We start from the raw sequence: 23,370 nt of genomic DNA on the forward strand, positions 1-23,370 counted from the left end.
GTGTCTCCCCTTCCTCAGCGAGCGGTCGAGGTGTACGGCAGCAGGGCGACCTCACGGGAGTTCTTCACCGCGACGGCGACGTCCCGCTGGTGCTGCCGGCAGTTGCCGGAGACCCGACGGGCACGGATCTTGCCGCGGTCGGAGATGAACTTCCGCAGCAGACCGGTGTCCTTGTAGTCGATCAGCTGGGCCTTGTCCTTGCAGAAAGCGCAGACCTTCTTCTTCGGCTTGCGCACGATGGCCTTGGCCATGGTGGTGCTCCTGGAGATCGTCCTCCGCCCGTCACGGGCGGAGAGGTACGTGGATCAGAAGGGGGGCTCGTCGTCGGACGCGGCGCCACTGCCCGCGGGCGGGGCCGAACCCCAGGGGTCGTCATAGCCGCCGCCGGAGTTGCCTCCACCGCCGGAACCGCCGCCCTGTCGGGCGCCACCGCCGCCGCCACCGTCGTAGCCACCGCCGCCGCCACCGAAGCCACCGGAACCTCCGCCCCGGCTGACCTTGTTGACCTTGGCGGTCGCGTAGCGCAGTGACGGGCCGACCTCGTCGACCTCCATCTCCACGACGGTGCGCTTCTCGCCTTCCTTGGTCTCGAACGACCGCTGGCGCAGGCGACCCTGGACCACGACGCGCGCGCCGCGGGTCAGGGACTCGGCGACGTTCTCCGCCGCCTGGCGCCAGATGTTGCAGCGCAGGAAGAGTGCCTCGCCGTCCTTCCACTCGCCGGACTGGCGGTCGAAGGTGCGCGGGGTGGACGCCACGGTGAAGTTGGCGACCGCGGCGCCGGACGGGGTGAACCGCAGCTCGGGATCCGCCGTCAGGTTGCCCACGACGGTGATGACGGTCTCGCCGGCCATGACGGCTCCAATCAGCCGGCGGCGGGCGCCGGCGTGCGGGTGACGTCCTTGCGCAGGACCTTGGTGCGCAGCACGGACTCGTTCAGACCCAGCTGGCGGTCCAGCTCGGTGACGGTGGCCGGCTCGGCGGTGATGTCGAGGACCGCGTAGATGGCCTCGCCCTGCTTCTTGATCTCGTAGGCCAGGCGGCGCTTGCCCCAGACCTCGATCTTCTCGATCGATCCGCCGTCGTTCTTCACGACGGTGAGGAACTGCTCCAGGGACGGCTGCACAGTGCGCTCGTCCAGGCCGCCGTCGAGGATGACCATGACCTCGTAATGACGCATGAGAACCACTCACCTCCTATGGACTCGAAACGGTCACGGCCCGGACGGCCGTGACAGGAGGTTCTCAGTGCACCCCGACAGTTTCCGGCGGATGCGCGGGAGCCGTGGGGATGCCGGTACAGGCTAGCAACGGCCGTTCCGGCCCCGACCTGCGGGTACGCGGCTCCCCGGATCGCCGGGACGGGTTCGGGCCGTGCCCGCGGAGACGCCGGCCGACGGACGGCTGTCGTTCGTCGCCGACGCCGGCCCCGTCCTCGACGAGCCGCTCGGCGCCGTCACCGACGCCTGACCGGCGGCCCACGGCTGTCGGGGGTCCTCGCTACCGTGCCCGTATGCAGATCGGAGCACACGTCCGCGACGCCGAGGACCCCCTGGCCGCGGCCGCCGAGGTCGGCGCCGAGGTGATCCAGCTGTTCCTGTCCGACCCGCAGGGCTGGAAGAAGCCGCCGCCGCACCCACGGGCGGCGGAGCTGGCCGCGTCGGACGTCGCGGTGGTGGTGCACGCGCCTTACACCGCGAACGTCGCGTCCACGAACAACCGGATCCGCATCCCGAGCCGCAAGATCGTGCAGCAGCACCTGGCCGGGGCGGCCGAGGTCGGCGCGTTCGGCCTGGTCGTGCACGGCGGCCACGTCACGAAGGACGACGACCCGGCCGTCGGGATCGACAACTGGCGCAAGTTCGTCGAGCGCCAGGCCGGGGAGCACGGCTTCGACGTGCCCGTCCTGATCGAGAACACCGCGGGCGGGGACAACGCCATGGCCCGCCGGTTCGACGCGCTGGGCCGGCTGTGGGACGCGGTGGGCGAGTTCGGCGTCGGGTTCTGCCTGGACACCTGTCACGCCTTCGCCGGTGGCGAGGAGCTGGCCGGGATCGTCGAGCGGGTCCGGGGGATCACCGGGCGGATCGACCTGATCCACCTGAACAACTCGCGCGACGCGTTCGACTCCGCCCGCGACCGGCACGCCAACATCGACGACGGGACGATCCCGCCGGACGAGCTGGCCGCCGTCGTCGCGGCGGCGGGGGCACCGGTCGTGGTGGAGACCCCGGCCGAGGGACAGGCCCGCGACATCGCGTTCCTGCGGGAGCACACCTGAGGCGGCCTCAGGCGGTACCGGCGAGCCAGCCGGGCGGCGTGAGCCCCGCCCCGATCTGCAGCCGCGGGGCGTACTGGTCGACGTAGACCCGGGCGGTGAGCTCGCGCCTGGTGCGGACGCGGTGGCCAGCGGGACGATCTCCGGCGGGCGGGCCTCCTCGATCGTCACGACAACCTGCCCCGAGGCCCCGTCCGGCCCGGCCAGCGGCGACGCGTGCGCCACCACCCGGTGCCCGGAGCGCGTCCGCAGCCGGGTCCGCGGCAGCTGCACCAGGTGCCCGTACCGGGACGACGACACCCGGCGCCGGCCGGCCACGCTGAACCGCCGCGTCGACCCGGAGGGCGTGTTCGGCGGGCCCGTCCGCGCCTGAGACCCCGGTTCCGGGAGTCCTCAGCGCCAGGCGAAGACCGGCTGCTCCAGGTGCGCGACCCGGGTCGCGCGCCCGTGCAGGACGACCTCGCGGAACTGGTGGAGCACCGCACCGGTGGGGGCGTGGACGTAGCGGTCGAACAGCGGCACCTGGATCACCGGGGCGTCGGACTCGGGGATCGTGAGGAACCGGGGCTCGTGGTCGATCTCGGCCAGCGGCGGGCGGTGCAGCTCGGCGACCTCGTCCGGGTTGGGCGTCGGCTCGCCCGCGCCGCCGCCCCACAGCACGACCGGGGTGATGACGTAGCCGGAACGGGTCGGGTAGTCGTCGAGCAGACCGAGCACGCGGTCCGGGCCGAGCTCGAGCCCGATCTCCTCGGACACCTCGCGGCGCCCCGCCTGCTCGGCGGTCTCACCCGGGTCGAGCCGTCCGCCCGGAAGGGCCCACTGGCCGGAGTGCGCCCGCAGCGACCGGGCGCGCCGGGTCAGGACGAACGCGACCTCGTCGGCGAGACGGCCGTCGCCGGTGGCACCGGGGACCGGCAGCAGCGTCAGGGTAACGGCGGCGGCCCGCTTCCCCGCCCGGTCCGCCTCCGACGCGGCCCGGCGCTCGGCCGGGGGGAGCGTCGCCAGCGCCGCCTCGACACGCTCCCGCAGCTGGCGCTGCACCGGTTCCGGGACCACCACGTCGTCGGCCATGCCCCGATCGTCGCACCCGCCCGGGCGCCGCACAGGTTCCGTCGCCGCCGCACACGTCACACCCGCTGCGGCGCCACCACACCCTGTGCTGCGACCGGCGGGACACATGCGGCGGCGCGAGGGGCAGCCGCAGTTCAGTCCGCGGGGTCGCGCCGGGGGCGGGCCGCCCGGGACGGCCACGGTTCGGGTGCGGCCGCGCGATCGGAGCGACCGGCGCGGCCGGAGCCCGCGGAACCGGCCGCGTCACCGGACCGGGGCGTGCCGACGGAACCGGTGGGGCCGGGGCCGCCGCCGTCCCTCCGCCGTCGCCCGCCCCGTGCGGGCACGGCCGACGCGGAGGCCGTCGCGGCGGGCACGCCGGACCGGGAGACCCGCGGGCCGACCGGCCACACGGGCTCCGGGTCCCGGCCGGGGTCGGTGCCGGGCCGCAGGATCTGCCGGACGACGAGCACGCACAGCGCGACCACCACGGCGTCGCGGACCAGCACGGTCACCAGGAACGGCTCCGGCGGCAGCCCCTTGTTCGCGACGCCGAGGTACTGGAACATCCGCGGCACCCAGACCAGCGCGTCGACGACCATCCACGCCAGCAGCAGCCGCCAGCGTGGCAGGGCGAGCACCGCGAGCGGGACCAGCCACAGCGAGTACTGCGGGCTCCACACCTTGTTGACCAGCAGGAACGCCGAGACCGTCAGGAAGGCCAGCTCGGCGACCGCGGGCGGGCGCGGCGCGCGCAGCGCGAACCAGGCGATCGCGGCGAACGCCAGCACCATGAGCACCGCGGTGACGGTGTTGAGCACGGTGGGGGACTGCCCGTCGCCGAGCGGTCCGTCGAAGCCGGACCAGCCGGTGAACCAGTACAGCGAGTACCAGATCGAGTCCGGGTCGGCCGGGCGCGTGCGGTTGAGCAGGAAGAACTCGACCCAGCCGCGCGGCCAGGCCAGCGCGACCGGGAGGTTCACCGCCACCCAGGCGAGGACCGCGGCACCGATCGTCCACGCGGCACGCGGGAGGCCGCCGTCGGCGCGGCGCCGCCAGCCGACGAGCAGCACCGGCAGCAGGAGCAGCAGCGGGTAGAGCTTCGCCGCGCCGCCGATCCCGAGCAACACCCCGGCCCAGACCGGCCGGTCCCGGCGCAGCGCGAGCAGCGCCCCGGTCGCGAGCGCGACGGTGAGCGTGTCGAAGTTGGTGAACGCGTGCACCGCCACCAGCGGGGACAGCGCGACCAACGCGGCGTCCCACGGACGTTCCGGGCGGAGCATCAGCACCGCCCACACCACCACCAGCCAGGCCATGGCCAGCCAGATCGCGGTGACGTCGAAGTAGACGACGACGTCGAGCGCGGTCGGCAACGGCAGCCGCTCGGCCAGCCACTGCCAGCCGTCGGTCAGCTGCGCATTGAGGTACTGGAACATCCCGGTGACGACCGGGTACTCCATGTACCGGGCGGTGCGGGAGCCGTCGGCGGCGGTCTCGAACCAGGCGTCGCGGTAGGGGACTGCGTCGTCGGCGAGACCTTCCAGCCCGTAGAGCGGGACGGTGTCGGAGTAGCACATCGCGACGTACTGACGGTCGTTGCGCCAGTCCAGCGCGAGTGCACCGTCCGGGGTGCGGTACTGCTGCAGACAGGCCGCCTTGCCCAGCCAGCCCAGCGCCAGCACGACGACGGCGAGCAGCAGTACCACCCGCAGCGGGGTCCACCAGCGCGACCGTCCGACGAGTGCGTGCCGACCCATCGGGCCTCCGACGACCCTGCTGGCGGCGCGCGCCAGCGGCTCGGTCCAGGTCGGGACCTCCCGGTCCCGGACGCCCGCCCCCGGCGCGTCGTGGGGGGCGGGCGGTGCGGCTCCGGGCCGGCCGCCTGCGGTCAGTTGTCGCCCCCGCGGCCCGGACGGTCCCGGCCCGCGTCGGAGCCGGGCGGACCGTCGCTGTTGCCGTCGCTGCCGGGGTCGCCGCCGCTGTCGTCGCCGGCCCCGTCCCCGGAGCCGTCGCCCGAGGAGTCACCCCGGTCGCCGCGATTCCCGCGGTCACCCCGGTCCCCGCGATCGCCGCGGTCGCCGTTGTCGCCGGGCTCCTGGGTGGTGGTCGTCTGCTGGTCGTCGCCCTGCCCGGAGTCGTTCGAGACGGCCCGGGCCGGAGCCTGGCCGATCGGCTCGAAGTCGGAGAACTGCTCCACCGGCGTCCCCTGCAGCACGTCGTTCATGAACGACTGCCAGATCGAGCCGGGCAGCATCCGCCCGTAGACCGGGCGGCCCGCGGAGTTCTTGATCGGGGTGTTGTCGTCGGTGCCGACCCACACCGCGGTGGACACCGACGGTGTGTAGCCGACGGTCCAGGCGTCGTTGTTCTGGCCCTGGACGCTGCTCTGCACGGTGCCGGTCTTCGCGGCGACCGGACGCCCGTCCAGCCCGATCCGCGACGAGCTCGCGACGTCGGTCATGGACTCGGTGACGTTGCGGGCGACCTCGGCCGGCATGACCTGCTGGCCGTTGTCGGTGCTGCCGCGGTCGTAGATGACCCGCCCGTCGCTGGCGGTGACCTTCGCGATCAGGAACGGGTCGCGCTTCATGCCGTCGGCCGCGAACGTGCCGTAGGCGGCGGCCATGTCCTCGGGGTGGACCTCGCGGTCACCCAGCGAGATGCCGCCGGTGGGGTTCGGCAACAGGTCGGCGGGGATGCCGGCCTGGTGCGCGGCGTCGGCGACCCGCTGCGGGCCGACGTCGAGGCCCATCCGGTAGAAGACCGTGTTGATCGACTTGGTCATGGCCTCCTTCACCGAGCACCGGCCGCAGCTGACGCCCTCGGAGTTGGTGACCGTGGTGCCGGCGAGCTCCTGGGGGGAGGAGCCGTCGTAGATCGTGCCGAGACCGACCGGCGGGTTCGCCTGCAGCGCCGCCGCGAGCACGAACGGCTTGAACGACGAGCCGGGCTGCTTGAGCACCGAGGCGTAGTCGAGGCCGACACCGTTCTCCCCGCCGAAGTAGGCGATGACCGCGCCGGTCTTCGGGTTCACCGACACCAACGAGGACCGCAGGTTGCCGGGCTGGCCGTCCATGACCTTCTCGACGGCCGTCGCCGCGTCCTCCTGGGCCTTCGGATCGATCGTCGTGGTGACCGTCAGACCCTGGGTGTTGATCTCGGTCTCGGAGATCCCGAGCTTCTCCAGCTCGGCGCGGGCCGCGTTGTAGATGTGGCCCTTGTCGTCACCGGGGATACCACCGCCCTCGGCCGCGGAGGCCTCGCGCCACTGCGGGAACCTCTGCTGCGCCCGGTCGGCCTGCGTCATCCAGCCCTGGGCGACCATGCCGTCGAGCACGAAGTTCCACCGCTGCTGGGACATCTCGAGGTTCTTCGCCGGGTCCCAGCGCGACGGCGACTGGATCAGCCCGGCGATCATCGCGCCCTCGGAGGCGTTCAGGTCCTGGACGTTCTTCCCGAAGTACGCCTGGCTGGCGGCCTGGACGCCGTAGGCGCCGCGACCCAGGTAGATCGCGTTCAGGTAGTTGCCGAGGATCTGCTCCTTGGTCATCTCCTTGGACATCTTCGCGGCCAGCACGACCTCGCGGAACTTGCGGAACAGCGAGTACTGGTCGTTGCCGGTGGTCACCTTGATGTACTGCTGGGTGATCGTCGAGCCGCCGCCGATCCCGCCGGAGAGCTGGTTGATCACCGCCCGCGCGATGCCGGTGATGTCGAAGCCGGGGTTGGAGAAGAACGTGCGGTCCTCCGCGGACAGCACGGCCTGCTGGACCGGCACCGGCACCTGGGACAGGTCGACGCTGATCCGGTTGACGTTGTCCGGCCGGACCGTCGCCAGCGGGGCGCCGTCGGTGTAGGTGAAGGTCGCCACCTGGGTGACGGCGATGTCGTCGGCGTTGGGGACCGGGAACACCAGCCAGCCGATCGCGAACGCGACGAGCGGGCCGATCACCGCGAACGCGGCGAGCCCGATCACCCAGCGCCGGAGCCGGCGACGACGGCCGGGCTTCTTCCGCCCGTCACCGCCGTCCCCGGGACCGCGACCGTCGGGACGACCGGGCGGTCCGGGCGGGCGGCCGCCACCGCCGCCACGACGGGCGGCCGTGGCCGGTGCCGCCGCGGCCGCCGCGGCACCGCGGGCCGGCGGAGGGCCGGTGCGCTGCGGGGCGGCCGTGCGCGGACCGGCCTGGGCCGACCGGACGACGGGGTCGAAGTGGCCGACCCCGGAGTCGTCGTGGGTCAGCAGCGGCGGAGGGGACTGGGGGACCGGGCGCGACGGTGGCCCCGCGGGTGCGGGACGACCGCCCACCGGTGGACGACCGGGGGGCGGGGGCATCGGGGGACGGGGGCCCACGCCCGGTCGGGGTGCCGGCGGGGGCATCGGGGGACGGGACCGCGGAGGACCGGGGGGCGGGGGCGGCGGCGGGGTGCGCCGGGGGTCACGCTCGTCGTTCACCGGGCGGCTCCGTGGGATGCGGTGGACCGGATCCGCAGCGGCCCGGGCCGGGGGTGCCCGGGGCGGAGGGGATCCGGCAGCGGACCGGCGCGGTGCGCGCGGTCCGGGTGGTCGTGCTCGTCGGGCAGCGTGCCATCGGACTCAGCCACCCGCACTCCGCCGACCGCGGCGGGGGCGGCCGGTGCCGAGGACGAACGAGCGGACCAGGTGGTTCCAACGGCACTCGGTGCACACCTCGACGACGTGCACGGAGAAGTCGGCGACCTGTGCCGCGAGCTGCTCGAGGTCCGCCGCGGAGCGGGCCGAGCCGGAGACGTGGCGCAGGCTCTCGCCGAACACCCACGAGACCTGGGCGAGCTCGTCGTGGCGGCAGACCGGACAGGCCCGACCGGCGGACGTGCCGTGGAAGCGCGCGGCGCGGAGCAGGTAGGCACCCGCATCGCACACCTCCTCACGTCCGACCCGGCCGGCCCGGACGTCGGCCAGCAGAGCACGGCGCTGCAGGGCGTAGTCCACCACCTGTCGCGGGCTGAGCACCCGACCAGGGTACGCGGGACGGACCCGCGGACCCATCGCCGTCCCGCACGGGCCCCTGCGGACACGACCGTTCCGTCCCTGGTCGGGGTACTCGTCCGGTCCGCGACCACCTGTGACGACGATCATGGAGGGGACGGATCGATGTATCGGACCGATAGGATGACCGGTCGGCGGTCCGCACGGAGGAGGTCGCGATGCTGGACTTCGCGGTCCTCGGCCTGCTCCAGGACGGTCCGCTGCACGGGTACGAGCTGCGCAAGCAGCTCGGCCGCAGGCTCGGCGGCTTCCGCGCGTTCTCCTACGGCTCGTTGTACCCGGCCCTGCGCCGGCTGCTCCGGGCCGGGTCGATCGCCGAGACCACCGACGAGGCGGGTGATCAGTACGGACGCGCTCCGGGACGGCTGCGACGGGGCAGGCGGGTCTACCGCATCACCCCGGCGGGCCAGGACCGGTTCGCGGCCATGCTCGCCGAGGCCGGCCCCCAGGCGTGGGAGGACGGAAGCTTCGACGTGCACCTGGCGTTCTTCGCGCGGACACCGGCGGAGACCAGGATCCGGATCCTGGAGGGCCGCAGACGGGCCGTCGAGGAACGCCGGGACGGTCTGCGCACCGCGCTCGGCAGGCCCTGCGAGGGGGTCGACCGCTACACCCGCGAGCTGCACCGGCTCGGGCTGGAGTGCTCCGAGCGCGAGGTGTGCTGGCTGAACGAGCTGATCGCGACCGAACGGGCCGAGCAGGGTGCCGCGGACGGCCGCGACGAGAGGACCTTCCCCGGCGGCGGGCCATCCCGGCCCGCGACCGGCGGGGTACGACAGGACGAGACAACAGGAGGAGCCTGACATGAGCCAGGTTCGGGTGGCGGTCGTCGGCGTGGGCAACTGCGCGGCGTCGCTGGTCCAGGGGGTTCACTACTACGCGGACGCCGATCCGTCGACCCAGGTCCCCGGCCTGATGCACGTCGACTTCGGCGGGTACCACGTCCGGGACGTGACCTTCGTGGCCGCGTTCGACGTCGACGCGAAGAAGGTCGGTCAGGATCTCGCCGACGCGATCTCGGCCAGCGAGAACAACACGGTCAAGATCGCGGACGTGCCGCCGCTCGGGGTGACCGTGCAGCGCGGGCCGACCCTCGACGGTCTCGGCCGCTTCTACCGGGAGACCATCACCGAGGCCGACGGCGAGCCCGTCGACGTCGTACAGGCGCTGCGCGACACCGGGGCCGACGTGCTGGTGTCCTACCTGCCGGTGGGCAGCGAGGACGCCGACCGGTTCTATGCGCAGGCCGCACTGGATGCGGGCGTCGCGTTCGTCAACGCGCTGCCGGTGTTCATCGCCTCGGACCCGGAGTGGGCGGAGAAGTTCCGCGCCGCCGGCGTCCCGATCGTCGGCGACGACATCAAGTCCCAGGTCGGCGCGACCATCACCCACCGGGTGCTGGCGAAGCTGTTCGAGGACCGCGGCGTGCAGCTGGACCGCACGATGCAGCTCAACGTGGGCGGGAACATGGACTTCCTGAACATGAAGGAGCTCGAGCGGCTGGAGTCCAAGAAGGTCTCCAAGACCCAGGCCGTCACCTCGCAGGTGGACCGGGACATGGGCAAGGGCAACGTGCACATCGGCCCGTCGGACTACGTGTCCTGGCTGGACGACCGCAAGTGGGCCTACGTCCGGCTCGAGGGCCGCGCGTTCGGTGACGTCCCGCTGAACCTGGAGTACAAGCTCGAGGTCTGGGACTCCCCGAACTCCGCGGGCATCATCATCGACGCGGTGCGGGCGGCCAAGATCGCGAAGGACCGCGGCATCGGCGGACCGATCCTGTCGGCGTCGAGCTACTTCATGAAGTCGCCGCCGGAGCAGTACCGCGACTCCGAGGCCCGCGACAAGGTCGAGGCGTTCATCCGGGGCGAGATCGACAGCTGATCCGTTTCTCGGTACAACGGCCCGGGGACGACCGTGCAGGTCATCCCCGGGCCGTTGCCGTACCGGAGACGTTCCGGAAGACGACATTACCGATCCGGAATGTTCTCGTTATTCGTCGTGAGCGCAGTCATGCAATGAATGTGCCCTGCGTCATTTATTTGAGCGATATCTGTTCGTAATGTGCGGTCCGGCCTTGCGCGACCACCGCCCATCCGGGGTGAGGGGTGCAGGGTCACCGCCGGGCGACGACGCGGGCGGGTCGTGAGTGCCGCCGGTGTCCCCACCGGAACTCCCCCTTCGTACCGGCGCCCACGGGTCCCGCCCCGACCGCTCCTCCGGTGGTGCAACATCCCGAGGACCCCACCGTGCCCCAGCGTCATTCCGCTCCGGCGCTCCGCGTCGCCGTCGTGGCCACCACCGCCGCCGCGGCCGCTGTTCTGTCCGTGCTCCCCGCCGCCACCGCGGCCCCCACGGACGCCACCGCATCCGCCGCACCCGCCGCGGAGACCGTGACCCGTGACGTCGCCCCGGCCGCGAACGTCCTGCCGGCGCTCGGCGCGAACCCGGCCGCGATGTCGGTCTCGTCCGCCGCGCAGGCCGCGGCCCCGGCCGCACAGGCCGCCGCCGCGCGCAGCGGTGCGATGGCCACCGCGATGGCCCAGCTCGGCAAGCCCTACCGCTGGGGGGCCACCGGTCCGAGCGCCTTCGACTGCTCCGGCCTGGTCAGCTACGCGTTCGACAAGGCGGGCAAGGACCTGCCCCGCACCAGCCGGGCCCAGGCCCAGGTGGGCACCAAGGTGTCCAAGTCGAACCTCAAGCCCGGCGACCTGGTGTTCTTCTACAGCCCGGTCAGCCACGTCGGCATCTACATCGGCGACGGCCAGATCGTGCACGCCTCCACCAGCGGTCAGCCGGTGAAGATCTCCGACATCGACCGGATGCCGTTCAACTCGGCCCGCCGCGTCTGAGCGCGCACGCTCCCCGGTACGACGACCGGCCCCGTCCTCGCGCAGGACGGGGCCGGTCGTCGTAGGTTCATCGGGTGACCGCTCCCCGCCGCCCGCTCGCCCTGATCACCGGTGCCTCCCGGGGCATCGGCGCCGCCACCGCCCGGCTTCTCGCGCCGCGCTACGACCTGGTCCTGGGCGGCCGGGACGAGAAGCGGCTGGAGACCCTGGCCGGTGAGCTGACCGAGGCGGGCCCGGTCGCGGTCCGCACCGTGGCGATCGAGCTCACCGACGACGACGCGCTGGCCGCGGCCCTCGACGGCATCGACCGGCTCGACGCGCTGGTCCACTCGGCCGGGGTCGGGGAGCTGGGCACCGTCGCGGAGACCACCGCGCAGACCTGGCGCCACCAGTTCGACGTCAACGTCGTCGCGGTCGCCGAGACGACCCGGCTGCTGCTGCCCGCACTGCGCGCGGCGGGCGCCGACACCGGTGCCGACGTCGTGCTCGTCAACTCCGGGTCCGGGCTCACCGCCCGCGCGGGCTGGGGGTCCTACGCGGCGAGCAAGTTCGCACTGCGCGCGTTCGGCGACGCCCTGCGCGCGGAGGAGTCCGGGCACGGCATCCGGGTCACCTCGGTGCACCCGGGCCGGGTGGACACGGCGATGCAGGAGCGGGTCGTCGCCCACGAGGGCGGGGAGTACGACGGCTCGCGGTTCCTGCGCCCCGAGTCGGTCGGTGCCGCGATCCTGGCCGCGCTGACCGCGACCCGCGACGCCCACCTCACCGAGATCGTGGTGCGCCCGCAGGGCTGAGCGCCGACTGCTCGCGCAGCTCGTCGAGGGCCGCCAGCAGCGGTGGCGCCGCCGCCGCGGCGTCCCGGACCACCGCCAGGATCGTCCGCACCGGCGTGGGCCGCACGACCGGCACCGCACAGGTCCCGGCCGGCAGGTCGACGGCGCCGAGCCGGGGGAGCACGGTGACGCCGATGCCGGCGGCGACGAAGGCCAACGCCGTGCGGTAGTCGTGGGCCTCGACGTGGAACGGCGGGCGGAACCCGGCGGCGGCGCAGGCCTCGACCAGGTTGCGCCGGCACCACCCGCGGGCGAAGTCGTTGTCCACCCACCGCTGCCCGGCCAGCTCCGCCAGGTCGACCTGCTCCGCCCCGGCCAGCGGGTGCCCCTCGGGCACCACCACGACGTAGGGGTCGTCGAGCAGGTGGTGCACCGAGAACCCGGGCCAGGCCTCGAACTCCGGTCGTTCGACGGCGATCTGCAGGTCCGACCGGTCGGCCGGGTCGTCGGGCAGCCACTCACGCAGGGCCAGGTCGAGCCGGACCCCCGGGAAACCGGCGGTCAGCCTGCGCACCACCCGCGGCATCCAGGCGGACCCGACGGAGGCGAAGTAGGCCACCGCCAGCGACCCGGTGCGTCCCGTGCGCAGATCCTCGACGAGCACCTGGGCCTCACCGAGCCGGGCCAGCACCGCGTCGGCCTGTTCGGCCAGCAGGAGCCCGGCCGCGGTCGGCCGCAGCCCGCGCCCCACCCGTTCGAACAGCACCAGGCCGGTCTCCCGGGCGAGCGCGGTGACGTGCTGGCTCACCGCCGAGGGCGTGTACCCCAGGTTGGCGGCGGCGGACTGCACCGACCCACCGGCCACGACCGACCGGAAGATCATCAGACGGTGAGCGTCGAGCACGCGGACAAACGTACAGCAGAACTGAATCCAGAGGTAGAACATGTCGCTGGTGCTGAACCGTGAGTGGTCCGACGATGGCTCCATGACCACCGTGAACCTGGGACTGCTCGCCCTCACCACCCCCGCCACCCTCGCTGCGCTGTACCGGTTGTTCCGGGAACGACCGCGACGGTTGCCCGTCCGCACCGGCTACGACACCCGCCGGCCCACCCTGTGAGCGCCGCGACCCGGCCGGGACTGCTGCCGCTCGCCGCCGCGGCCACCACCGTCGTGCTCTGGGCCTCGGCCTTCGTGGGCATCCGCGCCGTCGGCCACGACCTGTCGCCGGGCGCGCTGGCCCTGGGACGGATGTCGGTCGGGGCCCTGACCCTGACCGCGATCCTGACCGTGGTCCGCGCCCGCAGACGCAGCCCCGGCCCACCCCTGCCCCGCGGACGGTTGCTGGCGGCGGTCGTGATCTGGGGCGCGGCCTGGTTCGGCGTCTACAACCTCGCGCTGAACGCGGCCGAGCGGCACCTCGACGCGGGCACGACCGCGTTGCTGGTGAACGTGGCACCGGTGGTCGTCGCCGTGCTCGCCGGGCTCCTGCTCGGCGAGGGATTCCCGGCACGGCTGCTGGCCGGGATGGCCGTCGCGTTCGCCGGGGTGGTGCTCATCGCGGCGGCGTCGTCGGCCGGGGGCGCCGACCTGTCCGGGGTGCTGCTGGGGCTGCTCGCCGCACTGGTCTACGCGGGCGCGGCCGTCGCACAGAAGCGGCTGCTGCCCCGGGTCGACGCCCTGACGATGACCTGGACGGGCGCCGTCGCCGGGGCCGTCGCGCTGCTGCCGTTCCTGCCGTCGCTGGTCGCCGCGCTCGCCACCGCACCGCCGACGGCCGTCGCCGGCGTCGTCTACCTGGGGGTGTTCCCGACCGGAGTCGCGTTCCTGACCTGGGGATACGCACTGACCCGCACGACCGCGGGCCGGCTGGCCGCCACCACGTACGCGATCCCGCCGGTGGTGGTCGGACTGTCCTGGGCACTGCTCGGGGAGGTGCCGGCACCGGCCGCGCTCGCCGGCGGTCTGCTGTGCCTCGTCGGCGTCGCGGTCGCCACCCGTTCGGCCCCGCCCCGGGGCCGCGGATCGTCCGAACGACAGACCCCCGTGTCCCTCCCCGTCGCTACGCTCGACGGGCATGGGGGAGTCCAGGGACGACGAGCGGTCCGTGATGCGGGTGTCGGACGCCGACCGCAGCGAGACCGCGGAACGGCTGAAGCTGGCGCACGACGAGGGCCGGCTGTCGCTGACCGAGTACGACGAGCGGTTGCAGCAGGCCTACGCGGCGACCGTCCGCGCGGACCTCGACCGGCTGGTCACCGACCTGCCCGCGGTGGAACGCACGATGCTGCCGTCGGTGCGTGCCGAGACGGCGCAGGTGGAGAAGGCCGAGGCGAGGCGTGAGCACCTCACCGAGTGGCGCTCGTGGGCCGGCACGTCGGTCGTCCTGACCGGCATCTGGGTGGTCACCGCGTTCGCCTCGTCCTCCGACGGGGAGGGCCTCCCGTTCTTCTGGCCGATCTTCCCGATCGGGATCTGGGGGGCGGTCCTCGTCGCGCACTTCTTCTTCGGCTCCGGGGAGAAGGAGGACGGCTGAGGGTCCCGCGGCGGCTGCCACGCGCACCGGACCGGGCATAGAGTCGCCCCGTGCTCGACCCCGCCCGCCTCGACCTGTCCGCGCTCGCGGACGCGCTCGAGGACCGCACGCCGGAGGTCACCTGGTACCTCGACCCGGCCGACGCCGAGGTGCACGGCGTGTCCGGCGACGGCCGGCCCGGTCCGGACTGGGTGGAGATCCGGCCGGTGACCAGCCGGGAGTCCTACCGGGACATGTCCGACTTCACCGCGGGCGTGCAGCACCGGCGGGCCGCGGCGCTGCTGGACCGCGCGATCGACGGCCGGGGCGCGTTCCGCCGGTTCAAGAACACGCTGTTCGAGTTCCCCGAGGTCCGTGACCAGTGGTACCGCTTCCGCGACGCCCGTTCCCGCAGGCGCGCGGCGGACTGGCTGGTCGCGGCCGGCCTGATCGGCGCCGACGACGGCGAGCGGCTCAGGGCCCGCCACCCCGATCCGGACCCGTCCAACGACGACGTGCCCGCCGCCGTCGCCGACGACCTGGGTCTGCTCTACGGCCCCCGGCTGCGCCAGGTGCTGCTGTTCGGGTCCTGGGCGAGCGGGGAGGGCTCGGTCGAGTCCGCGATCGACCTGCTCGTGGTCCTCGACGACGACGGGTTCCCGATCCTGCCCTGGGAGGAGGTCCGCGCGATGGACGACGTGCTGTGGCAGCACACCCGGCGGACCGGGCTGACGATCAGCGTGCTGCCGGTCGGCCAGGGCGAACTCGTCCGCGCCGCCGACCCGACGGTCGTGCGTGCCCGCGCCGAGGCGGTGCGGATCCGGTGACCCGGCGGGTGCACGGCGGGATCGCCCGGGCCCGGGTCGAGCTGGGCGGGGCCCGGGTGCTGGCCGAGAACGGCTTCGGCGACGCCGCGGTCTCCCGCGCGTTCCACGCCGCGTTCCGGGCCGCCGAGACCGCGCTGCTGGTGCTGGGGGAGACCCGCGCCGAGCACTCCGAGGTGGTCAGCGCGTTCGTGCGCCGGGTGGTGCGGGAACGGTCGCTGGACCCGCGGGCCGGGCGGCTGCTCCGGTCGCTCTACAACCGGCGGGCGCTGGCCGACCACTCGGACGTGACCGCCCCGGCGGCGGAGGCGCGTGCGGCCCTCGACGACGCCGCGTTCGTGCTCGACGCCGTGGAGGCGTGGCTCGCCGAGCCGGCCCTGTCCGGGCCACCGGACCCGGGGACCGGGGCGACCCGGCGGCCGGAGAAGCCGGTCAGGCGCGGGTCCCGCGCCTGACCGGCCCGCCGGACCGGCCCGCCGGGCGCGCCCCCGGAAGTCGGAGAATCCGCGCACCGCCTGCAGGTGGTACGTCATGACGTGGCCCCTCTCGCCGTCCGACCACGGGCTGGTCGCTCGGACGAGGGGATGCGGCCCGGGGGCCGGCCGTTACGGCGCGCGGGTCAGAAGAAGTCCCCGCCGAAGTCGGAGTCGTTGTCGAACAGGCCCCCGCCCTCGAAGCCGCCCTGGTCGGCGCCGTCGAAGCCGCCGTCGGCACCGCCGTCGAAGCCCGGGTCGTCGAGGGCGGCCCCGTCGGCGTAGGCGGCCTGGTCGGCGCCGGCCATCCCGCTGAACAGCGAGGTGAACAGCAGCGCCGAACCGACGCCCCAGGCCCCGGCGACGAGTGCCGGCTTCCACCACGGCTCGGAGTACCAGCCGCGCGGCACCGGACGCCCGGCGACGGTCCCGCCGGGGTAGTAATGGCTGTTCCGGTCGGTCGGCTGCGGCGACGCGCCCAGACTGCGGCCCTCCACCTCGACCTCGCGGTCCTCGGTGACCTCACCGGCGCGGGACTGGCCCGGCAGCGGCGGCAGCTCGGGCCCGGGGTCCATGCCCATCGCCGTGCGTGCGGCGCGGATGTAGTAGAGACCCTCGTAGGCGGTCTCGGTGACCTGACGGCACTGCGCGGCCGTGTGCGCCTGCTCCATCTGCGAGCCCGCGGCGGTGTAGCGCTCGGCGGCGTCGGCCAGCGCCTGACGGCTCGGGTCGTCGGTCCCGGTCAGGGCCAGGACCTGGCCGCCGAGGCGCTCCACCCAGCGCCGGGACTCGGCCTGGGCGTCCGCCAGAGCGGCGGCGGAGTCCGCGTTGTGCCGCCGTACCAGCCACACGACGGCCGCGACGACGGCCAGGACGACGATCAGGGTCAGGACTGCGCTCATGACGGACCTCCTGCCCGCTCAACGGGCAGGAGGTCGCCTGCGTTCCCTACCGGACGACGTTGACCAGGCGCCCCGGCACGACGATGACCTTCTTCGGCTCGGCCCCGTCCAGCGCGGCGACGACCTTCTCGTCGGCCAGTGCGGCCGCCCGGATGTCCTCCTGGGCGGCGTCGGCGGCGACGGTGACCCGCGAGCGGACCTTGCCGTTGACCTGGATCGGGTACTCGACGGTGTCCGCCACCAGGTAGCGCTCGTCGGCGACCGGGAACGGCGCGTAGGTCAGCGTGTCCTCGTGCCCCAGCTTCTGCCACAGCTCCTCGGCGATGTGCGGGGCCAGTGGCGCCAGCATCAGCACCAGCGCCTCCGCGACCTCGCGCTCCACCGGCGCCCCACGCTTGGTCAGCGCGTTGTTCAGCTCGATCAGCTTCGCGGCGGCGGTGTTGTAGTGCAGCGCCGGGAAGTCCTCGCGGACACCGGCGATCGCCTTGTGCAGCGACCGCAGGATCTCCTCCGACGGCGCGTCCTCGACGACGGTCACCGCTCCGGTGCCCTCGTCGACCAGGTTGCGCCACACCCGCTGCAGGAACCGCTGCGGGCCGACGACGTCCCGCGTCGACCACGGACGCGAGGCGTCCATCGGGCCGGTGTACATCTCGTACAGCCGGAAGGTGTCGGCGCCGTAGCGGTCGCACATGTCGTCGGGCGTCACGACGTTCTTCAGCGACTTGCCCATCTTCCCGTACTCCCGGGTGACGGGCTGCCCGTTCCACGTGAAACCGGCGCTCGTGCCGTCCTCGCCGACGACCTCGACGACCTCCTCCGCGGGCACGTAGGTCCCGCGGGCGTCGGTGTAGGCCCAGGCCTGGATGTAGCCCTGGTTGAACAGCTTCCGGAACGGCTCCTCGCTGCTCACGTGGCCCAGGTCGAACAGGACCTTGTGCCAGAACCGCGAGTACAGCAGGTGCAGCACGGCGTGCTCGACGCCGCCGACGTACAGGTCCACGCCGCCCGGGTCGGCGACCGACCGGGCCGCGTCCTTGCCGATCCAGTACTTCTCGGCCTCGGCGGAGACGAACCGCTCGGTGTTCTCCGGGTCCAGGTAGCGCAGGTAGTACCAGCACGACCCGGCCCACTGCGGCATCGTGTTCGTCTCGCGGCGGTACTGCTTCGGGCCGTCACCCAGGTCCAGCTCGACGGCCACCCACTCGTGCGCCCGGGAGAGCGGCGGCTCCGGCTCGGAGTTCGCATCGTCCGGGGCGTAGGTCTTGGGCGAGTAGTCGTCGACGTCGGGCAGGACGACGGGCAGCTTGTCCTCGGGCAGCGCGATCGGGCCGTGCTCGTCCCAGACGACCGGGAACGGCTCGCCCCAGTAGCGCTGCCGGGAGAACAGCCAGTCGCGCAGCTTGTACTGCACGACGCCCTCGCCGGCGCCCTTCGCGGCCAGCCAGTCGATGATCGTGCGCTTGGCCTCGTCGACGCCCAGCCCGTCCAGGCTGATCTCGTCGTTCGCGGAGTTGATGGTCGGGCCGTCGCCGGTGTACGCGCCGCCGTCCCAGTCCGGCGGCGGCTGCACCGTGCGCACGTGCGGCAGCCCGAACGCGGCCGCGAAGTCCCAGTCCCGGGTGTCCTCGGCGGGCACCGCCATGATCGCGCCGGTGCCGTAGCCCATCAGCACGTAGTCGGCGACGAACACCGGGACGGCCGCGCCGTTCACCGGGTTGGTGGCGTACGCGCCGGTGAACACACCGGTCTTGTCCTTGTTCTCCTGGCGGTCCAGCTCGGACTTGCGGGCGGCCTCGGCCCGGTACGCCTCGACGGCCTCGGCCGGCGTCGCGGCACCGCCGGTCCAGCGCGCGTCGGTACCGGCCGGCCACTGCTGCGGGACCAGCGAGGAGACCAGCGGGTGCTCGGGCGCCAGCACCATGTAGGTGGCGCCGAACAGGGTGTCCGGGCGGGTCGTGAAGACCTCGATCGACGCGTCCGAGCCCGGCACGGCGAAGCGCACGCGAGCGCCCTCGGAGCGGCCGATCCAGTTGCGCTGCATCGCCTTGACCGACTCCGGCCAGTCGACCCGGTCCAGGTCGTCGGCCAGCCGGTCGGCGTAGGCGGTGATCCGCATCATCCACTGCTTCAGGTTGCGGCGGAAGACGGGGAAGTTGCCGCGCTCGGAGCGTCCCTCGGGGGTGACCTCCTCGTTCGCCAGCACGGTGCCCAGGCCGGGGCACCAGTTGACCGGCGCCTCGGAGATGTAGGCCAGCCGGTACCCGTCGACGGCGGCGCGCCGGTCGGCCTCGGACAGCTCGGCCCAGGGTCGGCCGTCGGGGGTCGGACGGGTGCCGGCCTCGAACTCGGCGCGCAGCTCGGAGATCGGGCGGGCGCGGTCGGCGTCGGTGTCGTACCAGGACTCGAAGATCTCGCGGAAGATCCACTGGGTCCAGCGGTAGAACCCGATGTCGGTGGTGGACACCGAGCGACGCGGGTCGTGGCCCAGGCCCAGCTGGCGCAGCTGCTGCCGGTAGCGGGCGATGTTGGCCTCGGTCGTCGTCCGCGGGTGCGTCCCGGTCTGGACGGCGTACTGCTCGGCGGGCAGCCCGAAGGCGTCGAAGCCCATCGGGTGCAGCACGTTGTGGCCGTTCATCCGCAGGTAGCGGCCCAGCACGTCGGTGCCGATGAAGCCCAGCGGGTGCCCGACGTGCAGCCCCGCCCCGGAGGGGTAGGGGAACATGTCCATCAGGTAGACCTTCGGCTTCTCCGAGCCGGGCTGCCCCGGGTCGGGGGCGTGGAAGGTCTGCTCGGTCTCCCAGAAGTCCTGCCACTTCCGCTCGATCCGGGCGGCCATCTCGGCGTCGTAGCGGTACGCCGGTCGGTCCGCACGCTGCTCGGACGCGGTCGTGGTCTCGGTGCTCATGTCCGTCTCACCTCGGGGATGCCTGTCGTGACGGCCCGACTCGGGGCCCGGAACACGTCGCGGCCCCTCGTGCGCAGCACGCAGGAGGGGCCGTCGCGGCGCCGTGTTGTGGCTACGACGCCGCGCCGGGAAGTCGGCGGGCCGTGCACATGTGACCAGGGTAGCCGGGGCGGGCATCCCCGTTCCCCCGGGTTCTACCCTGGTCACGTGCCCACGACGCTCCGCCTGCTCCTCGCCGCCCTGCTCCTGCTGGCCGGGGTGGTCCTCGTCGTCCTCGCCGTGCTGGGGGCGACCGGCCGGCTGCCGCGCAACCGCTTCGCCGGCGTCCGCACCGCGGACAGCCTGCGGACCGCCGACGCGTTCGCGATCGCCAACCGGGTGGCCGCGCCGCCGGTCGGCGCCGCGGGGGCGATCGCCCTGGTCGGCGGGACGGTGCTGCTGGTCCTGGACCGGACCGGCGCCGCCCCGTGGGTGCTGGGTGCGATCGCGCTGGTCGGGACGGTCGTGCTCGCCGGACTCGGGGGCGCGGTCGGGGCCCGGGCCGCGGCGGCGGTGATCGCCGCGCAGGCCGCGGCCCCGAGCTGCGGCGGGGTCTGCGCCGGCTGCGACCTGGTCGCGGGCTGCCGCGACGCGACCGGCACCGAGCCGGGCTCGGAGCCCGGGGCCCGCACCGGGCTCACCCGCGAGGCCTGACCTGCGGGGCCCGGTCCGCGGGCCCCAACCCCGGGCTACCAGCCGCGGGAGCCCGGCCCGCCCTTGAACGGGCCGACGACCTCGTCGGTGACCCAGCCGCCGTAGAACCCGCCGGGCTGCGGGCGGACCGTCTCCCCGTCCAGGGTGATCCGCTCGAACGGCGCCACGTAGACCGCGACCCGGTCGGTCAGCTCCGGGTAGCGCGCGTCCGGCCGCGGGTACCACCAGGCGACGTCGGTCAGCGGCGGCACGCCGGGGACACGCACATCGCAGTAGTGGGCGACGCCCTTCCACTCGCAGAACGTGCGGTGCTCGCCGGGCACCAGCACGCCGTCGGTGAAGGCGGTGCGGGGCAGATACCAGGTCGGCGGGTGGCTGGTCTCCAGCACCCGGACGAGGTCGTCCGACGCGGCGACGAGCGTCCCGCCGTGCCACAGCTCCGCGCGGCGGGGCACCTGCTCCGCCCGGGGCGGGCGCGGGTAGTCCCACACCGACTCCTGCCCGGGGCCGACGGGATCGGGCTGGGGACGACGGTCGAACAGCACGACCCCCACGGTAGGCCGGTCAGCGGCCCCCGGGCACGGTCGCGGCGCACTCGCGCGGCGCGGCACCGGCCGTGGCGTGGTCGAACCCGTCGTAGCCGACGACCGGGAAGACACGTCCGCCCGCGGGGATTCAGTTCCAGGCGGGATCCCGCGGGAACGTGGCGAGCAGCGCCAGCGGGACGCCCTGGCGGCGCAGCACCCGTTCCCACAGCTGGTCGTAGACGGTGGTCAGCAGGTCGTCGGGCAGGCCGGGGACGACGTACCAGTCACCCCGGGCGATCTCGCCGCCCAGCTGGCCCGCGTCCCAGCCGGAGTACCCGGCGAAGATCCGCAGGCCGCGCAGCCGCTGCGCGAGCGGAGCCGGGTCGGAGTCGAGGTCGACCAGCTGCACCGGTGGCCGGACCGGCATCAGCCCACCGAGCCCGCGGCCGGTCTCCCCGGTCCGCAGGGCGGCCAGGCAGAGCGCGGTGCGCGCCTCGACCGGACCGCCGACGAACATGGTCCCGGGGTCGCTGGTGAGCCCGGCCCACCGCGGGAGCACGTCCCGTACGGCCGCCTGGCCCGGCCGGTTGAGCACGACCCCGAGGCTGCCCTGCGGACGGTGCTCGATCATGTAGACGACCGTCCGCGAGAAGTTCGGGTCGCCCAGACCGGGGGCGGCGACGAGCAGACTCCCCGGTGTGACCGGGGGAAGAGCGGCGCCTCGCGTGGCGCGGTGTTCCCGCACGGGTCCATGTTCGCACCTCCGGCACGGACGCGATGCCGCCACCCGTTCGCCGCATCGTCGTACACCGGACATGATCGTCCATACGTTCGTACAATACGTACGTACATCAGTGTGTACGTATGTACGGGACGCCCGTGCAGCTCAGAGGTTCTCGGCCGCCCAGGCCCGCAGGGCGACCTCGGCCTGCTCGGCGTCCATCGGCCCCTGCTCCATCCGCAGCGCCAGCATGTGCCGGTAGGCCTTCCCGACCGCCGGGCCCGGCGGGATGCCCAGCAGCTCCATGATCCGGTTGCCGTCGAGGTCGGGGCGGATCGCGTCGAGCTCCTCCTGCTTGCGCAGCTCGGCGATCCGGTCCTCCAGCCCGTCGTAGTTGCGCTGCAGGGCCGAGGCCCGGCGCCGGTTGCGGGTGGTGCAGTCCGAGCGCACCAGCCGGTGCAGGCGCTCCAGCAGCGGGCCGGCGTCGGCGACGTAGCGGCGCACGGCCGAGTCGGTCCACTCGCCCTTGCCGTAGCCGTGGAACCGCAGGTGCAGGTAGACGAGCTGGCACACGTCGTCGACCAGGGCCTTCGGGTACTTGAGCGCACGCAGCCGCTTGCGGGTCATCTTCGCCCCGACCACCTCGTGGTGGTGGAACGAGACCCGCCCGTCCGGCTCCTTGCGCCGGGTCGCCGGCTTGCCGATGTCGTGCAGCAGCGCGGCCAGGCGGAGCGTGAGGTCCGGCCCGTCGGTCTCACGCTCGATCGCCTGCTCCATCACGACGAGCGAGTGGGTGTAGACGTCCTTGTGCTGCATGTGCTCGTCGGTCTCCAGCTGCATAGCCGGGACCTCGGGGACGACGTGCCGGGCCAGGCCGGTGTCGCAGAGCAGCTCCAGGCCGCGCCGCGGGTGGTCGCCGATCATCAGCTTGGTGAACTCGGCCTGCACCCGCTCGGCGGTGATCCGGGTCAGCTCGTCGGCCATCGCCGTCATCGCGGCGGTGACCCGCGCGGCGGGGGTGAACCCGAGCTGGGAGACGAAGCGGGCGGCGCGCAGCATCCGCAGCGGGTCGTCGGAGAAGGAGCGCTCCGGGGTGTCCGGGGTGTCCAGGACACCCTGGGCCAGCGCGGCGAACCCGCCGTGCGGGTCGACGAAGCGGCGGTGCGACCCGGTCAGCTCGACCGCCATCGCGTTGACCGTGAAGTCGCGGCGCACCAGGTCGCCCTCGACGGTGTCGCCGAAGCGGACCTCGGGGTTGCGGGAGGTGCCGTCGTAGGTGTCGGCACGGAAGGTCGTCACCTCGAGGGTCTGCCCGTCGCGGCGCAGCCCGACGGTCCCGAACGCGATCCCGGTGTCCCAGACGGCCTCGGCCCAGCCGCGCACGATCGCGAGGATCTGCTCGGGGCGGGCGTCGGTGGTGAAGTCGAGGTCCCCGGAGTCCCGGGTCGACGCGCCGGTGCCGCGCAGCACCGCGTCGCGGACGCTGCCGCCGACGAGGTAGAGCAGGTGACCGCGGGCGGCGAAACGGGCGGCCAGCTCGTCGGCGACGGCCGGGACGTCGAGCAGTGCGACCACGGCGTTCTCCTGTGCTCGCTGCAGCTCGTCCGGGTCCGGGACGGATCCGGCCGGAGGTCGGGTCGGCCGGGTCACCTGTCGGGCGGTGGAGGACGGGGACGACGAGGACACGACGGGCCAGTCTAGGCAACGCGCCCGGCCGGTGGGCACGGGTCCTCCGGTCACTCCGTACCGCTCGACCGCTGATCGACGGCAGGGCGACCGGGTGACGCCACGGCCGCGGGCGGCTCGTCGACCCCCCTTCGAGCCA

The 23,370-nt window shown here is 73.7% G+C and carries 25 protein-coding genes and 2 pseudogenes; 13 read left to right on the top strand and 14 right to left on the bottom strand.

Annotated features, from left to right (window positions below; translation table 11 throughout):
- Positions 1-14 precede the first annotated feature (14 nt).
- From rpsR to rpsF, 3 genes are read right to left on the bottom strand one after another with little or no spacing between them, the layout of a single operon-like run.
- Positions 15-251 carry a 30S ribosomal protein S18 gene (rpsR, locus tag ATL51_RS16250; RefSeq protein ID WP_020623471.1) on the bottom strand — a complete coding sequence of 79 codons (237 nt, stop codon included), beginning with the start codon at positions 249-251 and terminating at the stop codon, positions 15-17.
- A gap of 54 nt (positions 252-305) precedes the next feature.
- Positions 306-854, bottom strand: a complete 549-nt coding sequence (locus ATL51_RS16255) for a single-stranded DNA-binding protein (RefSeq protein WP_073576119.1) — start codon at positions 852-854, stop codon at positions 306-308.
- Positions 855-865: 11 nt separating this feature from the next.
- Entirely contained in the window at positions 866-1,180 is a 315-nt protein-coding gene (gene rpsF, locus ATL51_RS16260; protein ID WP_073576120.1) for a 30S ribosomal protein S6, read from the bottom strand.
- A 332-nt stretch (positions 1,181-1,512) separates the two neighbouring features.
- Here rpsF and ATL51_RS16265 point away from each other — a divergent pair, with 332 nt between their 5' ends.
- Both ATL51_RS16265 and ATL51_RS28290 read left to right on the top strand, forming a co-directional pair.
- Positions 1,513-2,280, top strand: a complete 768-nt coding sequence (locus ATL51_RS16265) for a deoxyribonuclease IV (protein ID WP_062398963.1) — start codon at positions 1,513-1,515, stop codon at positions 2,278-2,280.
- A gap of 121 nt (positions 2,281-2,401) precedes the next feature.
- On the top strand, positions 2,402-2,650 hold the full coding sequence (locus tag ATL51_RS28290; protein WP_157818391.1) for a hypothetical protein: 249 nt from the start codon (positions 2,402-2,404) through the stop codon (positions 2,648-2,650).
- Positions 2,651-2,670: 20 nt separating this feature from the next.
- Here ATL51_RS28290 and ATL51_RS16275 read toward each other — a convergent pair whose 3' ends face one another.
- From ATL51_RS16275 to ATL51_RS16290, 5 genes are all read right to left on the bottom strand, one after another.
- The gene (locus ATL51_RS16275) at positions 2,671-3,348 is read right to left on the bottom strand and encodes an NUDIX hydrolase (RefSeq protein ID WP_073576122.1); all 678 of its coding nucleotides are present in this window, start codon (positions 3,346-3,348) and stop codon (positions 2,671-2,673) included.
- A 134-nt stretch (positions 3,349-3,482) separates the two neighbouring features.
- Positions 3,483-5,084 carry a glycosyltransferase family 87 protein gene (locus tag ATL51_RS16280; protein ID WP_100879087.1) on the bottom strand — a complete coding sequence of 534 codons (1,602 nt, stop codon included), beginning with the start codon at positions 5,082-5,084 and terminating at the stop codon, positions 3,483-3,485.
- A 131-nt stretch (positions 5,085-5,215) separates the two neighbouring features.
- Positions 5,216-7,636, bottom strand: coding sequence for a transglycosylase domain-containing protein (locus ATL51_RS16285; protein WP_301549053.1), 2,421 nt, complete (start codon positions 7,634-7,636; stop codon positions 5,216-5,218).
- 143 nt (positions 7,637-7,779) lie between these two features.
- Positions 7,780-7,932: a hypothetical protein gene (locus ATL51_RS28295; RefSeq protein WP_157818392.1), complete on the bottom strand. Its 153-nt coding sequence runs from the start codon at positions 7,930-7,932 to the stop codon at positions 7,780-7,782.
- The gene (locus tag ATL51_RS16290; RefSeq protein WP_062403958.1) at positions 7,925-8,320 is read right to left on the bottom strand and encodes a DUF5318 family protein; all 396 of its coding nucleotides are present in this window, start codon (positions 8,318-8,320) and stop codon (positions 7,925-7,927) included. Before ATL51_RS16290 ends, ATL51_RS28295 begins: the two co-directional genes overlap by 8 nt.
- Before the next feature lie 194 nt (positions 8,321-8,514).
- Between ATL51_RS16290 and ATL51_RS16295 the strand changes: the two genes are divergently transcribed.
- The 4 genes from ATL51_RS16295 (at position 8,515) to ATL51_RS16310 (ending at position 12,002) form a co-directional block, all read left to right on the top strand.
- Positions 8,515-9,159, top strand: a complete 645-nt coding sequence (locus ATL51_RS16295) for a PadR family transcriptional regulator (RefSeq protein ID WP_073573685.1) — start codon at positions 8,515-8,517, stop codon at positions 9,157-9,159.
- Between the two features lies 1 nt (position 9,160).
- The gene (locus ATL51_RS16300; RefSeq protein ID WP_073573686.1) at positions 9,161-10,240 is read left to right on the top strand and encodes an inositol-3-phosphate synthase; all 1,080 of its coding nucleotides are present in this window, start codon (positions 9,161-9,163) and stop codon (positions 10,238-10,240) included.
- Between the two features lie 365 nt (positions 10,241-10,605).
- Positions 10,606-11,208, top strand: coding sequence for a C40 family peptidase (locus ATL51_RS16305; protein ID WP_073573687.1), 603 nt, complete (start codon positions 10,606-10,608; stop codon positions 11,206-11,208).
- Positions 11,209-11,282: 74 nt separating this feature from the next.
- The gene (locus tag ATL51_RS16310; protein ID WP_100879089.1) at positions 11,283-12,002 is read left to right on the top strand and encodes an SDR family oxidoreductase; all 720 of its coding nucleotides are present in this window, start codon (positions 11,283-11,285) and stop codon (positions 12,000-12,002) included.
- Here the strand turns inward: ATL51_RS16310 and ATL51_RS16315 are convergent.
- Positions 11,971-12,885, bottom strand: a complete 915-nt coding sequence (locus tag ATL51_RS16315) for a LysR family transcriptional regulator (protein ID WP_073573689.1) — start codon at positions 12,883-12,885, stop codon at positions 11,971-11,973. The genes ATL51_RS16310 and ATL51_RS16315 overlap by 32 nt on opposite strands.
- 82 nt (positions 12,886-12,967) lie before the next feature.
- Between ATL51_RS16315 and ATL51_RS29445 the strand changes: the two genes are divergently transcribed.
- The 6 genes and pseudogenes from ATL51_RS29445 to ATL51_RS16335 all read left to right on the top strand — a co-directional run bounded on the left by ATL51_RS29445 (position 12,968) and on the right by ATL51_RS16335 (position 15,776).
- On the top strand, positions 12,968-13,102 hold the full coding sequence (locus ATL51_RS29445; protein ID WP_255497419.1) for a hypothetical protein: 135 nt from the start codon (positions 12,968-12,970) through the stop codon (positions 13,100-13,102).
- A 74-nt stretch (positions 13,103-13,176) separates the two neighbouring features.
- Positions 13,177-13,917: pseudogene (locus ATL51_RS16320) on the top strand (DMT family transporter); the annotation flags it as partial.
- A gap of 175 nt (positions 13,918-14,092) precedes the next feature.
- A pseudogene (locus ATL51_RS29450) lies at positions 14,093-14,191 on the top strand (DUF1707 SHOCT-like domain-containing protein); the annotation flags it as partial.
- 87 nt (positions 14,192-14,278) lie between these two features.
- Entirely contained in the window at positions 14,279-14,518 is a 240-nt protein-coding gene (locus tag ATL51_RS29455; protein ID WP_301549282.1) for a hypothetical protein, read from the top strand.
- A gap of 50 nt (positions 14,519-14,568) precedes the next feature.
- Positions 14,569-15,324 (top strand): UPF0158 family protein, encoded by a 756-nt coding sequence (locus tag ATL51_RS16330; RefSeq protein WP_073573691.1) that lies wholly within the window; start codon positions 14,569-14,571, stop codon positions 15,322-15,324.
- Entirely contained in the window at positions 15,321-15,776 is a 456-nt protein-coding gene (locus ATL51_RS16335) for a HEPN domain-containing protein (RefSeq protein WP_073573692.1), read from the top strand. The genes ATL51_RS16330 and ATL51_RS16335 overlap by 4 nt, the downstream gene beginning before the upstream one ends.
- A gap of 164 nt (positions 15,777-15,940) precedes the next feature.
- On the opposite strand, the gene ATL51_RS16340 is transcribed toward ATL51_RS16335, so the two are convergent.
- Both ATL51_RS16340 and leuS read right to left on the bottom strand, forming a co-directional pair.
- On the bottom strand, positions 15,941-16,696 hold the full coding sequence (locus ATL51_RS16340) for a hypothetical protein (RefSeq protein WP_100879091.1): 756 nt from the start codon (positions 16,694-16,696) through the stop codon (positions 15,941-15,943).
- A 46-nt stretch (positions 16,697-16,742) separates the two neighbouring features.
- The gene (gene leuS, locus ATL51_RS16345) at positions 16,743-19,604 is read right to left on the bottom strand and encodes a leucine--tRNA ligase (protein WP_073573694.1); all 2,862 of its coding nucleotides are present in this window, start codon (positions 19,602-19,604) and stop codon (positions 16,743-16,745) included.
- A gap of 207 nt (positions 19,605-19,811) precedes the next feature.
- Between leuS and ATL51_RS16350 the strand changes: the two genes are divergently transcribed.
- A complete protein-coding gene (locus ATL51_RS16350) occupies positions 19,812-20,297 on the top strand; it encodes an SdpI family protein (protein ID WP_100879092.1) in 486 nt (161 codons plus the stop codon).
- Between the two features lie 35 nt (positions 20,298-20,332).
- On the opposite strand, the gene ATL51_RS16355 is transcribed toward ATL51_RS16350, so the two are convergent.
- From ATL51_RS16355 to ATL51_RS16365, 3 genes are all read right to left on the bottom strand, one after another.
- Positions 20,333-20,842, bottom strand: coding sequence for a DUF427 domain-containing protein (locus tag ATL51_RS16355; RefSeq protein ID WP_253069407.1), 510 nt, complete (start codon positions 20,840-20,842; stop codon positions 20,333-20,335).
- A 130-nt stretch (positions 20,843-20,972) separates the two neighbouring features.
- Positions 20,973-21,569, bottom strand: a complete 597-nt coding sequence (locus ATL51_RS16360; RefSeq protein ID WP_073573695.1) for a YqgE/AlgH family protein — start codon at positions 21,567-21,569, stop codon at positions 20,973-20,975.
- 141 nt (positions 21,570-21,710) lie between these two features.
- Positions 21,711-23,195: a CCA tRNA nucleotidyltransferase gene (locus ATL51_RS16365; RefSeq protein ID WP_100879093.1), complete on the bottom strand. Its 1,485-nt coding sequence runs from the start codon at positions 23,193-23,195 to the stop codon at positions 21,711-21,713.
- Between the last annotated feature and the right edge of the window lie 175 nt (positions 23,196-23,370).

The organism is Pseudonocardia alni (assembly GCF_002813375.1).
Lineage (GTDB): Bacteria > Actinomycetota > Actinomycetes > Mycobacteriales > Pseudonocardiaceae > Pseudonocardia > Pseudonocardia alni.